The sequence below is a fragment of the Variovorax sp. 278MFTsu5.1 genome (assembly GCF_048305045.1).
Taxonomy (GTDB): domain Bacteria; phylum Pseudomonadota; class Gammaproteobacteria; order Burkholderiales; family Burkholderiaceae_C; genus Variovorax; species Variovorax guangxiensis.
In genome coordinates this window covers 442,277-456,311 of record NZ_CP157622.1, presented here as the reverse complement: position 1 = coordinate 456,311, position 14,035 = coordinate 442,277, and the positions used below count along the sequence as shown (strand labels likewise).

General features: G+C 68.6%; 12 protein-coding genes. 8 read left to right on the top strand and 4 right to left on the bottom strand.

Going from position 1 to position 14,035, the window contains the following annotated elements; all coding sequences use genetic code 11:
• The first annotated feature begins 60 nt into the window (after positions 1-60).
• From ABL844_RS02010 to fahA, 5 genes are all read left to right on the top strand, one after another.
• On the top strand, positions 61-1,698 hold the full coding sequence (locus ABL844_RS02010; RefSeq protein WP_418130334.1) for an FAD-dependent oxidoreductase: 1,638 nt from the start codon (positions 61-63) through the stop codon (positions 1,696-1,698).
• 12 nt (positions 1,699-1,710) lie between these two features.
• The gene (locus ABL844_RS02005) at positions 1,711-1,908 is read left to right on the top strand and encodes a DUF2783 domain-containing protein (protein WP_126022388.1); all 198 of its coding nucleotides are present in this window, start codon (positions 1,711-1,713) and stop codon (positions 1,906-1,908) included.
• 172 nt (positions 1,909-2,080) lie between these two features.
• Positions 2,081-3,394: a homogentisate 1,2-dioxygenase gene (gene hmgA / locus ABL844_RS02000; RefSeq protein WP_418130333.1), complete on the top strand. Its 1,314-nt coding sequence runs from the start codon at positions 2,081-2,083 to the stop codon at positions 3,392-3,394.
• The gene (locus tag ABL844_RS01995; protein ID WP_418130332.1) at positions 3,391-4,365 is read left to right on the top strand and encodes a Bug family tripartite tricarboxylate transporter substrate binding protein; all 975 of its coding nucleotides are present in this window, start codon (positions 3,391-3,393) and stop codon (positions 4,363-4,365) included. Before hmgA ends, ABL844_RS01995 begins: the two co-directional genes overlap by 4 nt.
• Positions 4,366-4,396: 31 nt before the next feature.
• Positions 4,397-5,662, top strand: a complete 1,266-nt coding sequence (fahA, locus tag ABL844_RS01990) for a fumarylacetoacetase (RefSeq protein WP_418130331.1) — start codon at positions 4,397-4,399, stop codon at positions 5,660-5,662.
• Positions 5,663-5,781: 119 nt separating this feature from the next.
• Here fahA and mrdA read toward each other — a convergent pair whose 3' ends face one another.
• The 4 genes from mrdA to ABL844_RS01970 form a co-directional block, all read right to left on the bottom strand.
• Complete coding sequence (gene mrdA / locus ABL844_RS01985) at positions 5,782-7,752, bottom strand: penicillin-binding protein 2 (RefSeq protein ID WP_184640322.1); 1,971 nt, start codon at positions 7,750-7,752, stop codon at positions 5,782-5,784.
• A 56-nt stretch (positions 7,753-7,808) separates the two neighbouring features.
• Entirely contained in the window at positions 7,809-8,330 is a 522-nt protein-coding gene (gene mreD / locus ABL844_RS01980; protein WP_019655414.1) for a rod shape-determining protein MreD, read from the bottom strand.
• Entirely contained in the window at positions 8,327-9,286 is a 960-nt protein-coding gene (gene mreC / locus ABL844_RS01975; RefSeq protein ID WP_126022393.1) for a rod shape-determining protein MreC, read from the bottom strand. Before mreC ends, mreD begins: the two co-directional genes overlap by 4 nt.
• Positions 9,287-9,372: 86 nt before the next feature.
• Positions 9,373-10,416, bottom strand: coding sequence for a rod shape-determining protein (locus tag ABL844_RS01970; RefSeq protein ID WP_007833435.1), 1,044 nt, complete (start codon positions 10,414-10,416; stop codon positions 9,373-9,375).
• Between the two features lie 215 nt (positions 10,417-10,631).
• Here ABL844_RS01970 and gatC point away from each other — a divergent pair, with 215 nt between their 5' ends.
• The 3 genes from gatC to gatB are packed head-to-tail and all read left to right on the top strand — an operon-like array spanning position 10,632 to position 13,937.
• Positions 10,632-10,931: an Asp-tRNA(Asn)/Glu-tRNA(Gln) amidotransferase subunit GatC gene (gene gatC / locus ABL844_RS01965; RefSeq protein ID WP_126022394.1), complete on the top strand. Its 300-nt coding sequence runs from the start codon at positions 10,632-10,634 to the stop codon at positions 10,929-10,931.
• Complete coding sequence (gene gatA / locus ABL844_RS01960; RefSeq protein ID WP_418130330.1) at positions 10,931-12,445, top strand: Asp-tRNA(Asn)/Glu-tRNA(Gln) amidotransferase subunit GatA; 1,515 nt, start codon at positions 10,931-10,933, stop codon at positions 12,443-12,445. The genes gatC and gatA overlap by 1 nt, the downstream gene beginning before the upstream one ends.
• A 1-nt stretch (position 12,446) precedes the next feature.
• Positions 12,447-13,937: an Asp-tRNA(Asn)/Glu-tRNA(Gln) amidotransferase subunit GatB gene (gatB, locus tag ABL844_RS01955; RefSeq protein WP_418130329.1), complete on the top strand. Its 1,491-nt coding sequence runs from the start codon at positions 12,447-12,449 to the stop codon at positions 13,935-13,937.
• Positions 13,938-14,035: the final 98 nt, after the last annotated feature.

The following is a 14,035-nucleotide window of genomic DNA, read 5'->3' as shown; positions in this document are numbered from 1 at the left end:
CCCGGCCTTCCCCCAGCGGGAAAGGAGCAAGACAAGGACAAAAGACACGGAGACAAGTACGTGATCGACTATCAGAGCCTGCGCTTCGACTACAGGCGCCACGCCGACCAGGACGCGGCGGCACCGGCGCGCCATCCCGTCGTGATCGTCGGCGCGGGCCCCGTGGGCCTCACGCTGGCCATCGACCTCGCGCTGCGGCAGGTGCCCGTGGTGCTGCTAGACAACGACAACACGCTCTCCAGCGGCTCGCGCGCGATCTGCTTCGCCAAGCGCACGCTGGAGGTGTTCGACCGCCTGGGCTGCGGCGACCGCATGGTCGACAAGGGCGTGTCGTGGAACGTGGGCAAGGTGTTCTTCCATGACGAGCAGGTCTACCGCTTCGACCTGCTGCCCGAACCCGGCCACGAGCGCCCGGCCTTCATCAACCTGCAGCAGTATTACGTCGAGGGCTACCTCGTCGAGCGCGCGGCGGCGCTGCCGCTGGTCGACCTGCGCTGGAACAACAAGGTCACCGGCATCGAGCAAAGCGACGACGGCGCGGTGCTGACGGTGGAAACGCCCGAGGGCAGCTACCGGCTGCAGGCCGACTACGTGGCCGCCTGCGACGGCTCGCGCTCCAGCACGCGCCAGATGCTGGGCCTGGAGGCCAAGGGCCGCGTGTTCCGCGACCGCTTCCTGATCGCCGACATCACGATGGACGCCGACCTGCCAACCGAGCGCCGCTTCTGGTTCGACCCGTCGTTCCACCCCGGCCAGAGCGTGCTGCTGCACAAGCAGGCCGACGGCATGTGGCGCGTGGACTTCCAGCTCGGCTGGGACGCCGACCCGGTGGAAGAGCGCAAGCCCGAGAACATCACGCCGCGCGTGCGCGCGCTGCTCGACAGCATCGGCTTCGAGGGCGTGCAGTTCCAGATCGGCTGGGCCAGCGTCTACACCTTCGCCTGCCAGCGCATGGAGCGCTTCCGCCACGGCCGCGTGCTGTTCGCGGGCGACTCGGCCCACGGCGTGTCGCCCTTCGGCGCGCGCGGTGCCAATTCGGGCGTGCAGGACGCCGACAACCTCGCCTGGAAGCTCGCCGCCGTGGTGCAGGGCGACGCGCCCGACGCGCTGCTCGACAGCTACGCCAGCGAGCGCGAGTACGCCGCCGACGAGAACATCCGCAATTCCACCCGCGCCACCGACTTCATCACGCCCAAGAGCGAGGTGAGCCGCCTCTTCCGTGACGCGGTGCTGGAGCTGACGAAGCGCCACGCCTTCGCGCGCACGCTGGTCAACAGCGGCCGGCTGTCGGTGCCCTCGGTGCTGCGCGACTCGCCGCTGAACACGCCCGACGCCGACGCCTTCTCGGGCGCGATGGTGCCCGGCGCCGCCGCGGCCGACGCGCCCGTGGTTCATGCCGACGGCAGCACCGGCTGGCTGCTGCGCGAATGCCATGTCGCGCAGTTCACCGCGCTGGTATTCGGCCAGGGCGAGGCGGCCGAGCGCAGCCTGGCCGCGCTGAGGGCTTGCGACCGGCCGCTGCACGTGGTGCGCATGGACGACGGCGCCCGCGGCAGCGAGTTCGCCGCGCAGCGCTACGACGCCCGCCCCGGCACCGTGTACCTGCTGCGCCCCGACCAGCACGTGTGCGCGCGCTGGCGCGCCCCGTCGGCGGCGCAGGTGCGCAACGCCGTCGATCGTGCGCTCGGCAAACACTGAGGGAACGAACCCATGACCGCATCCACCCCCAAGCTGATCACCGAAGCGCACCTCGAGGCGCCCGACGATTTCTATGAAGCGCTGATCGACGCGCACCAGGGCCTGAGCACCGACGAGAGCAACGCGTACAACGCGCGCCTCGTGCTGGTGCTGGCCAACCACATCGGCTCGCTCGCCGTGCTGCGCGAAGCGCTCGCGGCTGCGAAGTAGGCACTCGGATGCGGACAGCCGAACGCAGAGGACGCGAAGGTTTCGCGAAGGACGCAGAAAAGAATTTCAAAATTTCTTTCCTTGTTTCTTTCGCGCTCTTCGCGAAACCTTCGCGTCCTCCGCGTCCCGACCCCGCCTTCGACCCCCATTCAAGTCAATCCATGAGGACCACATGACCGCCGCAACCTCTTCCACCGAGCGCCGCTACCAGAGCGGCTTCGGCAACGAATACGCCTCCGAGGCCGTGCCCGGCGCGCTGCCGCAGGGCCGCAACAACCCGCAGCGCGGACCTCTCGACCTCTACACCGAGCTGCTCTCCGGCACCGCCTTCACCGCGCCGCGCCACGAGAACCGCCGCACGTGGCTGTATCGCCGCCAGCCCTCGGTGGTGTCGGGCCGCTACCAGGCCTATGCGCAGCCGCTGTGGACCACCGGCGCCGACCGCGAGGTCGCGCTGCCGCCCGAGCCGCTGCGCTGGCATCCGCAGCCGCTGGACGAAGCGGCGGCCAAGGCCGACTTCATCGACGGCATGCGCACCATCGCGGCCAACGGCGACGCCGAGTCGCAGGTCGGCATCGGCTCGCTGATGTACCTCGCAGGCCGCTCGATGGAGCGCCGCGCCTTCGTCAACGCCGACGGCGAGATGCTGGTGGTGCCGCAGCAGGGCCGCCTCGTCATCACGACCGAGCTGGGCGTGCTCGACGTGAAGCCCGGCGAGATCGCGGTGCTGCCGCGCGGCATGGCCTTCAAGGTCGCCTTGCCCGACGGCCTCTCACGCGGCTACGTCTGCGAGAACTACGGCGCGCACTTCCGCCTGCCGGAGCTGGGCCCGATCGGCTCGAACGGCCTGGCCAACGCGCGCGACTTCCAGGCACCGGTGGCGGCCTTCGAGACGGAGGAAGGCGGCTACGAGATCGTCAAGAAGTTCGGCGGCCGCTTCTGGCAGGCGCCGATGAAGCAGTCGCCCTTCAACGTGGTCGCTTGGCACGGCAACCTGTCGCCGGTGAAGTACGACACGGCGCACTTCATGGTGATCGGCTCGATCAGCTTCGACCATCCCGATCCGTCGATCTTCACCGTGCTGACCTCGCCCAGCGACACCCCCGGCACGGCCAACTGCGACTTCGTGATCTTCCCGCCGCGCTGGATGGTGATGGAGAACACCTTCCGTCCGCCGTGGTTCCACCGCAACCTGATGAGCGAGTTCATGGGCCTGGTGCTGGGCGAGTACGACGCCAAGCCCGGCGGCTTCAAGCCCGGCGGCGCGAGCCTGCACAACTGCATGGTGCCGCACGGCCCCGACGAGGAAGCCTTCGACAAGGCCACCCACGCCGACCTCAAGCCGCACAAGCTGGACAACACGCTGGCCTTCATGTTCGAGAGCCGCTATCGCTTCGTGCCGACGAACTTCGCGCTGAAGAGCCCCGCGCTGGACACCGACTACGCCGACTGCTGGGCGGGCCTCAAGGATCAATTCAAGGCATGAAGACCGTGTTCACCCTCACGCGCCGCGCTGCGGCCATGGCGCTGCTCGCCGCTCCCTTCCTCGCGCACGCGGCCGACTACCCCTCGAAGCCCATCCGCTTCATCGTGCCCTACACGCCCGGCGGCACCACCGACCTGGTGGCGCGTACCGTGGGCCAGAAAGTGTCGGAGAAGCTGGGCCAGCCGGTGCTAGTCGACAACCGCGGCGGCGCTGGCGGCAACATCGGCATGGACGCGGTGGCCAAGGCCGCGCCCGACGGCTACACCATCGGCTTCGGCGCGATCTCGACCAACGCGTTGAACCCGCACATCTACAAGTCGATGGCCTTCGATCCGCGCAAGGACTTCACCGCCATCAGCCTGCTTGGCACCTCGACCATCGTGCTCGAAGTGCCGGCGGCCTCGGCCGTGAAGTCGGTGCCCGAGCTGATCGCCGCCGCGAAGAAGAACCCCGGCCTGCCCTACGCCACCGCGGGCGCCGGCACCTCGATGAACCTGGCGGGCGTGATGTTCGCGCAGATGACCGGCACCGAGCTCGTCCACGTCGCCTACAAGGGCAGCGGCCCGGCCATCACCGACATGCTGGGCAACAACATCGGCGTGATGTTCGACAACCTGCCGGCCTCGCTGCCGCACATCCAGGCCGGCAAGCTGCGCGCGCTGGCGGTGGCGGGCCCGGCGCGCTCGCCCTCGCTGCCCGACGTGCCGACCATGGCCGAGGCGGGCCTGAAGGGCTACGCGCTGGAGCCGTGGTTCGGCGTGTACGGCCCGGCGAAGCTGCCGGCGCCGGTGGTGAAGGCGCTGAACGAGGCTTTCGTGGAAGCGCTCGCGATGCCCGATGTGAAGGCCAAGCTGGCGCAAGCCGGCTTCTCGCCGCGCGGCTCCACGCCGCAGGAGCTCACCACGCTGACCGAGACCGAATACCAGCGCCTGGGCGATGTGGCGAAGAAGGCCGGCATGACCGCAGACTGAACACAGACAGATCAAGTACAGAAAGACATCCATGACCGCACTGAACGCCACCCATGACCCGAAGCTGCGCAGCTGGGTCGCATCGGCCAACGAGGCCGGCACCGACTTCCCGATCCAGAACCTGCCCTTCGGCCGCTTCCGCACCGCCGGCAGCAGCGAAGCCTTCCGCATCGGCGTCGCCATCGGCGACCAGGTGCTGGACCTGCGCGCCACCGGCCTGATCGACACCGACGACATGAACGTGCTGATGGACGCCGGCACGAAGGAACGCCAGGCGCTGCGCGCCGCCATCTCGGCGGGCCTGGCCGAAGGCAGCGACAAGCAGGCCGCCTGGTCGAAGGCGCTGCTGCCGCAGGCCAGGGCCGAGATGACGGTGCCCTGCCGCATCGGCGACTACACCGACTTCTACACGGGCATCCACCACGCCACCACCATCGGCAAGCTGTTCCGCCCCGACCAGCCGCTGATGCCCAACTACAAGTGGGTGCCCATCGGCTACCACGGCCGCGCCTCGTCCATCGGCGTGAGCGGCCAGGTCTTCAAGCGCCCGAACGGCCAGACCAAGGCGCCCGACGCGGCCGAGCCGACATTCGGGCCGTCGAAGCGGCTGGACTACGAGCTGGAGCTGGGCTTCTTCATCGGCCGCGGCAACGCGCAGGGCGAACCCATCGCCATCGCCGACGCCGAGGAGCACCTGTTCGGCGTGACGCTGCTCAACGACTGGTCGGCGCGCGACCTGCAGGCCTGGGAATACCAGCCGCTCGGCCCCTTCCTGTCGAAGAACTTCGCCAGCACGCTGTCGCCGTGGCTCGTGACGATGGAGGCGCTGGCGCCCTTCCGCTCGAAGTTCGAGCGCCCCGCCGGCGACCCGCAGCCGCTGCCGTACCTCGACTCGGCCTCCAACCGCGAGAGCGGCGCGCTCGACATCACGCTCGAAGTGCTGCTGCAGACCGCGAAGATGCGCGCCGAGGGCGTGGCGCCCGTGCGCCTGACGCGCGGCAACACCACCGAGGCGGCCTACTGGACGGCAGCGCAGCTCGTCGCGCACCACACGGTCAACGGCTGCAACCTGCAGCCGGGCGACATGCTGGGCTCGGGCACCCTCTCGGGCCCGAAGCCCGACGAAGCCGGCTCGCTGATCGAGCTGACGCAGGGCGGCAAGCAGCCGATCACGCTGCCTAACGGCGAGAAGCGGACGTTCCTGGAGGACGGGGACACGCTGACCATTCGCGGTTACTGCGAGCGACCGGGCGCGGTGCGGATCGGGCTAGGTGAGGTCAGCGGAACGGTGGTCTGAGAGTCTTCTTCCCTCTCCCCTCGGGGAGAGGGCCAGGTGCCTCCAATGAAGCGCCGCATCGAATCCGCCGCCGATGCCCTCACCCCACCCCTCTCCCCAAGGGGAGAGGGAGCAAGGCATCAGGGCGCGGTGGCGGGCGTGGCCGAAGCGGCCGGCCAGGCCACTTCGCTCGCCACGCGCGGCTTGCCGATCGGCGCGGTCGCCTTGCCGATCTTGATGGCGGCCATGTCGGCTTCGCTCGGGTACTGGTCCGCGAGCCAGTAGTCGAAGACCCGGCGAGCGATGGGGGCTGCAGCGCCTGCGCCCCAACCGGCGTTCTCGACGATCACCGCCACGGCGATCTTCGGGTCGTTCACCGGCGCGTAGGCCATGAAGAGGGCGTGGTCGCGCTGGTGCTCCTCGAGCGCGCGCGCGTTGTACTTGGTGTTCTGGCCCATCGACACCGCCTGCGCCGTACCCGTCTTGCCGGCCGCCTGGTAGCTGGCGCCCGCGAACACGCCGCGCGCGGTGCCGCTGGTGACCACGCTGGTCAGGCCCTCGCGGATCACCGCGATGTTGGCGGCCGTGAAGCCAAGGTTCTCCGCCGCGGGCTGCGGCAGTGGCACCACGTTGCCGCTGACGGTGTCGCGCGTGGCCAGCGCGAGGTGAGGCTTGTGCTTGAGGCCGCCGTTGGCGATGGTGGCGGTGGCCTGCGCCAGCTGCAGCATGGTGAAGTTGTTGTAGCCCTGGCCGATGCCCAGCGAGATGGTCTCGCCCGCATACCACTTCTTCTGCTCGGGGCGCTTGTAAGTGTTGCGCTTCCACTCGGTGCTGGGCAGCACGCCGCGCACCTCGCCGCCGAGGTCGATGCCGGTGATCTGGCCGAAGCCCAGCGGCTTCATGAAGTCGTGGATCATGTCCACGCCCATCTCGTTGGCCAGCGAGTAGTAGTAGATATTGCTCGACAGCTGGATCGATCGGCGCATGTCGACGCCGCCGAGGTTGCCCTCGGGGCTGCCGAAGCGGTGGCCGCCGAAGTTGAAGTAGCCGGGGTCGTTCACCACCACGCTGGGGCCGCGCTTGCCGGTCTGCAGCGCCGCCAGCGCCATGAAGGGCTTGTAGGTGGAGCCCGGCGGGTAGGTGCCGCGCAGGGCGCGGTTCAAGAGCGGCTTGTCGATGGATTCGGTGAGCGCCGCCCAGCTCTCGTTGTCGATGCCCTCGACGAAGAGGTTGGGGTCGAAGGTGGGCTTGCTCACGAAGGCGAGGATCTCGCCGGTCTTCGGGTCGATGGCCACCAGCGCACCGCGGCGCTCGCCGTACATGTCCTCCACCAGCTTCTGCAGCTTGATGTCGAGCGACAGCATCACCGTGTTGCCCGGCGTGGCCGGGTGGCTGGCCAGCCGCCGCACGGCGCGGCCGCCGGCGGAGGTCTCCATCTGCTCGACGCCGGTCTGGCCGTGCAGCGTCTTCTCGTAGCTCTGCTCGATGCCGAGCTTGCCGATGTAGTCGGTGCCCTTGTAGTTGGCCTGGTCTTCCTCGTCCCAGTCCTCCATCGCGGTCTTCTCGCGCTGGTTGATGCGGCCGATGTAGCCGAGCACGTGCGAGGCCAACTCGCCCTGCGGATAGTTGCGGAAGAGGCGCGCCTTGATCTCCACGCCCGGGAAGCGGTAGCGCTGGGCGGCGAAGCGGGCGACTTCCTCGTCGCTCAGGCGGGTGCGGATGGGAATGGAGTCGAAGCTGCGAGAGTCTTCGCGCAGGCGCTTGAAGCGGCGGCGGTCGCGCGGAGAGACTTCGAGCACCTGCGTGAGGCTGTCGATGGTCTCCTCCACGTCGCCCACCTTCGAGGGCGTGATCTCCAGCGTGTAGGCCGAGTAATTGGAGGCCAGCACGATGCCGTTGCGGTCGAGGATGAGCCCCCGGTTCGGCACCACCGGCACCACCGCCGTGCGGTTGCTCTCGGCCTGCTCGGCCAGGTCTTCGTGGCGCGTGACCTGCAGGTAGACCAGCCGCGCGCACAGCAGCCCGAACGCGAAGAGCACCGCCAGGCCGATGACGATCACGCGGCGCTTGAAGCGCGCAAGATCGGCGGCGACGTTGCGGATTTCGGTCATGGCGATGGGAGCTTAGGCGCGCGCAGGTGCGAAGGCAAATGCGGGAGGGGCTGGGCTTAGAGGGGGCGGTTCTCGTCCGGTTCCGGCGTTCTGCGCTGGGGGGCCAGCAGCAGTGCGGTCGCAAGGGGCCAGAGCGCCGCCTCGATGGCCGGCGAGGCCAGCACCGTCCAGCCCGGGAACACGCCGCCGCCGATCATCCGCGTGACCACCTCGATCAGCTGCGAGAGCGCAAAGAGCGGCAGCACCTGCAGCGCCTGCGAGGCCACCGGATACCAGAGCAGCCGCCGGTGGATGGTGATCGCGAAGAAGCCCAGCGTGGTGTAGGAGAGCGCGTGCTGCCCCAGCATCGACGACTGGTGCACGTCCATGCACAGGCCGAACACGAAGGCCGCGCCGATACCCACGCGCGCGGGCTGGTGCACGCCCCAGAAAACGATGACGAGCGCCAGCAGGTCGGGCATCCAGACGGCGCGGCCGATCGGGATCATGTTGATGAGCAGCGCCACCACGAGGCTGCTCCACATGAAGACCGGGCTGACGGGCAGCAGGAGCTGCTGCTGGCCTGGACGCTTGATCATGGGCGCGCTCCCGGTTTCTTCTCGTTCTTGCCGGCGCCGGGCTTGCCCTCGGGGCGCTTGCGCTGGGTGACGGCGGGTGCCGGGGGCGGCGGCGCGGCGGGCGTGCCGGTGGGTTCGAGCACCAGCACGTAGCGCGCGGCCGTCACGTGGGCCAGCGGCAGGCAGTAGATGCGGGCGAAGGCGGAGTCGGCACGCCGCTCGATGCGCTCGATCTTCGCCACCGGCAGGCCGGCGGGGTAGATGCCGTCGACGCCGCTGGTGGACAGCAGGTCGCCCTCCTGCAAGTCGGCGTTGGCGGCCATGAAGCGCAGCTCCAGCCCGCCGCCGTGCGCCGAAGCGTCGCCGAAGGCCACGCTGCGCACGCCGGTGCGGGTGTTCTGCACGGGAATGGAAAGGTCGCGGTCGATCACCAGCGTGACCTCGCTCGTGAAGGGCAGCACCTGCGTGACCTGCCCGAGCACGCCGCGCGCGTCGATCACCGGCGAGCCGGGCTGCACGCCCTGGGCCATGCCCTGGTCGATGACGATCTTGCGGGTGTAGGGGTCTGCAGCGTCGTAGAGCACCTCGGCGGCGCGGCCCGGCGTGGTGGTGGTCTGGCGCAACTCGAGCAGTTCGCGCAGGCGGGCGTTGTCCTGCGCCAGCGTGTCGGCCTGGGCGGCGCGCTCGGCCTGAGCCATCAGCGCCTTGCGGGCGTCTTCCTCGTTGCGCTGGGCGGTCTGCAGGTCTTCGAAATAGCGCCCGCCGCCCAGCACCGCCTGCACCGGCTTCAGCGCCACCCACTGCACCGGATAGAGCACGGCCCCGACAGCGGCCCGGATCGGCTGCACGATGTGGAAGCGCGCGTCGGCCACCATGAGGAACAGGGAGAGCGCGCCGAAGAAGATCAGCTTGCTGAGTGCCGACTGGCCCTGGTTGAACAGGGGTGGCGCTGTGCGATCGAGCGTGCCCAGGGGCATGAATTCAGACTCGGCGGTGGTGCGGAATCAAATAACAAAAAGCCGGCCTGCGCAAGCAGAGGCCGGCCGATGATGGCTTTCGCCCCTTACTCGCTCGTGAAGATGCTGCCCAGGCGGTCCATGCGCTCGAGAGCGATGCCGCAGCCTCGCACCACGCAGGTCAGCGGATCTTCGGCCACCAGCACCGGCAGGCCGGTTTCCTCGGCCAGCAGGCGGTCGAGGTCGCGCAGCAGCGCGCCGCCGCCGGTCAGCATCATGCCGCGCTCGGCGATGTCGGCGCCCAGCTCGGGCGGCGTCTGCTCCAGCGCGTTCTTCACGGCCGAGACGATGTTGTTGAGCGGATCGGTCAGGGCTTCCAGCACTTCGTTGCTGCTGATGGTGAAGCTGCGCGGCACGCCTTCGGAGAGGTTGCGGCCCTTGACTTCCATTTCCTTGACTTCGGAGCCCGGGAAAGCCGAGCCGATGTTCTTCTTGATGACTTCGGCCGTCGGCTCGCCGATCAGCATGCCGTAGTTGCGGCGGATGTAGTTGATGATGGCTTCGTCGAAGCGGTCGCCGCCCACGCGCACGGAGCCCTTGTAGACCATGCCGCCCAGGCTGATGACGCCCACCTCGGTGGTGCCGCCGCCGATGTCCACCACCATCGAGCCCGAGGCCTCGCTGACGGGAAGGCCGGCGCCGATGGCCGCGGCCATGGGCTCCTCGATGAGGTAGACGGAGGTGGCGCCTGCCGCCTCGGCCGCGTCCTTGATGGCGCGGCGCTCGACCTGGGTGGAGCCGCAGGGCACGCAGATGATGATGCGCGGGCTCGGCGTGAGCAGCGTGCGCGGGTGCACCATCTTGATGAACTGCTTGATCATCTGCTCGGTGATCACGAAGTCGGCGATCACGCCGTCCTTCATCGGGCGGATCGCCTCGATGTTGCCGGGCACCTTGCCCAGCATGGCCTTGGCTTCTCGGCCGACGGCCTGGATCACCTTCTTGCCATGCGGACCGCCTTCGTGGCGGATTGCGACGACCGAGGGCTCATCGAGCACGATGCCCTTGTTGCGGGCGAATATCAGGGTGTTGGCGGTGCCGAGGTCGATCGCAAGGTCGGTGGAGAAGTACCGACGGAAAGCTCCAAACATGTGCGGAATCCTCTGAGCACGGCCTGCGCATCGGCAGGTCGTCGCTCTATTTTTTGGGTCGTTTGACGGGGTGAATTGATCGTTTTTGGCGCAAAAGCCGGCGCGTTCGCGGGGGTTGCGGCAAAGGCGGGATAATACCCGAATCCCCTCTGATTCCCGTATTAGCACCGGCTCCCGCGTGCGAATACCTCCGCTTTTTTGGGCCGTTCCGACCTATGTCTCTCTCCGCTTCCGATATTGCGCGCATCGCCTCGCTGGCGAGGCTGCAGCTGGCTCCCGATGAAAGCGAGCGCATGCTCAGCCAGATCAACGGCTTTTTCGACTTAGTCGAACGTATGCGTTCCGTCGACACCACCGGCGTCGAACCGCTGGCCCATCCGGTGGCCGCCCTCGAAGACATCACGCTGCGCCTGCGCGACGACGTGGTGAGCGAACCCAATAACCGCGAAGCCAACCAGAAGAGCGCCCCGGCCGTCGAAGCCGGCCTTTTCCTCGTGCCCAAGGTAATCGAATGATGAGCAGCAGCGGTGAATTGCACCAATTGAGCGTTGTCGAGCTGGCGAAGGCGCTGGCCGAACGCAAGGTATCGGCCGTCGAGGCCTCGCAGGCCTTCCTGGGCCGCATGAAGGCGCACCAGTCGCTGGGTACCTTCGTCGACGTGAACGAGGAAGTCACGCTGGCCCAGGCGCGCGCCGCCGACGCGCTCATCGCCAAGGGCGACGCCCCGGCGCTGGCCGGCGTGCCCATTGCGCACAAGGACATCTTCGTCACCACCGACTTCGCCACCACCGCCGGCTCGAAGATGCTCGCGGGCTACCGCTCGCCCTTCGACGCCACCGTGGTGCGCCGCCTGGCCGAGGCCGGCGCGGTCACGCTGGGCAAGCTGAGCTGCGACGAGTTCGCCATGGGCTCGGCCAACGAGAACGTCGCCGTGCCCGCCGTGGGCCACGACAAGGCCGTGCCTGTGCGCAACCCGTGGAACACCGAGCGCATTCCGGGCGGCTCCTCCGGCGCCAGCGCGGCTGCGGTGGCTGCACGGCTGGCCCCCGCGGCCACCGGCACCGACACCGGCGGCTCGATCCGCCAGCCCGCCTCCTTCTGCGGCATCACCGGCATCAAGCCCACCTACGGCCGCGCCTCGCGCTACGGCATGGTGGCCTTCGCATCGAGCCTCGACCAGGCCGGCCCGATGGCCCGCTCGGCGGAAGACTGCGCGCTGCTGCTGTCGGCCTTCTGCGGCCCCGACCTCGACCGCGACTCCACCTCGCTCGACAAGCCCGCCGAGAACTTCGGCCGCTCGCTGAACGACTCGCTCGAAGGCCTGCGCATCGGCGTGCCGAAGGAGTTCTTCGGCGAGGGCGTGGCGCCCGGCGTGCGCGCGGCCATCGACGCGGCGCTCGCGCAGTACGAGAAGCTCGGCGCGAAGCGCGTCGAGGTCACGCTGCCGCGCACCGAGCTGTCGATTCCGGTGTACTACATCCTCGCCGCGGCCGAGGCCTCGAGCAACCTGAGCCGCTTCGACGGCGTGAAGTTCGGCCACCGCGCCAAGGACTTCATCGACCCCGCGAGCAGGAAGAGCGCGCTCACGCAGATGTACGAACGCACCCGCGCCGAAGGCTTCGGCGACGAAGTGAAGCGCCGCATCATGATCGGCACCTACGTGCTCTCGCACGGCTACTACGACGCCTACTACCTGCAGGCGCAAAAAGTGCGCCGCATGATCGCCGACGACTTCCAGCAGGCCTTCAAGCAGTGCGACGTGATCGCCGGCCCCGCCGCGCCCACCACCGCCTGGAAGATCGGCGAGCACGGCGACGACCCCGTAGCCGACTACCTCGCCGACATCTTCACGCTGCCCGCATCGCTGGCCGGCCTGCCCGGCATGAGCGTGCCCGCGGGCTTCGACGGCGGCATGCCCGTGGGCCTGCAGCTGATCGGCAACTACTTCGGCGAAGCGAAGCTGCTGAACGCGGCCCACCGCTTCCAGCAGGCCACCGACTGGCACGCCCGCACGCCGGAGGGCTTCTGAAATGAGCGAGACAGTGAACACCTTCGAAGCACAACAACAGGGCCGCCCGACCGGCCCGCTGGTGCGCGGCTATGAAGTCATCATCGGCTTCGAGACGCACGCGCAGCTCTCCACCGCGAGCAAGATCTTCAGCCGCGCCTCCACAGCCTTCGGCGCCGAGCCCAACACGCAGGCTTGCGCGGTCGACCTGGCGCTGCCCGGCACGCTGCCCGTGATGAACAAGGGCGCGGTCGAACGCGCCATCAAGCTCGGCCTGGCGCTGGGCTCGCACATCGCGCCGCGCAGCGTGTTCGCGCGCAAGAACTACTTCTATCCCGACCTGCCCAAGGGCTACCAGATCAGCCAGTTCGAGATTCCCGTGGTGCAGGGCGGCGCGGTGACGTTCTTCGTCGGCGAAGAGCAGAAGACGGTGCGCCTGGTGCGCGCCCACCTCGAGGAAGACGCAGGCAAGTCGCTGCACGAGGACTTCGTCGGCCAGAGCGGCATCGACCTGAACCGCGCCGGCACGCCGCTGCTGGAGATCGTGACCGAGCCCGACATGCGCTCGACCGCCGAGGCCGTGGCCTATGCGAAGGAGCTGCACAAGATCGTCACCTGGATCGGCATCTGCGACGGCAACATGCAGGAAGGCAGTTTCCGCTGCGACGCCAACGTGTCGGTGCGCCGCCCCGGCGAGAAGCTCGGCACGCGCCGCGAGATCAAGAACCTGAACAGCTTCAAGTTCATGCAGCAGGCGATCGACTACGAGATCCGCTGGCAGATCGACGAGATCGAGGACGGCCGCGCCATCGAGCAGGCCACGGTGCTCTTCGACCCCGACACCGGCGAGACGCGCGCCATGCGCGCCAAGGAAGACTCGGCCGACTACCGCTACTTCCCCGATCCGGACCTGCCCCCGCTGGTCATCGCCGTCGACTGGATCGAGCGCGTGAAGGCCGAGATGCCCGAGCTGCCGCGCGCAATGGCCGAGCGCTATGTGCGCGACCATGGCCTTTCGGAATACGACGCGGCGCAGCTCACGCAGAGCGCCGCGCTCGCCGGCTATTTCGACGAAGCCGTGAAGGCGGGCGCCACGCCCAAGCTCGCGAGCAACTGGATCACCGGCGAGATGGCACGCCGCCTGAACGCCGCCGAGATCGGCATCGAGGCCGCGCCGGTGAAGGCGCAGCAACTCGCGCAGCTGGTCAAGCGCATCGCCGACGGCACCTTGCCCAACAACGCCGCGCGCCAGGTGTTCGAGGCCCTGTGGACCGGCGAAGGCAGCGACGTCGACGCGATCATCGAGGCGAAAGACCTCAAGCCGATGAACGACGCCGGCGCCCTCGACAAGATCCTCGACGAGGTGATCGCGAAGAACGCGAAGAACGTCGAGGAATACCGCGGCGGCAAGGAAAAGGCCCTCAACGCCCTCGTCGGCCAAGTCATGAAGGCCAGCGGCGGCAAGGCGAACCCGGCGCAGGTCACCGAGTTGCTGAAGGCCAAGCTCAGCTAAGTCTTTTCGGGGAACACCGCGGAACCGGCTTTGCCGGGCCGCAGGTGTTGTCCCCCGCAGGGGGTTGGCGAAGCGACACGAAGTGCGCGCAGCCTGGC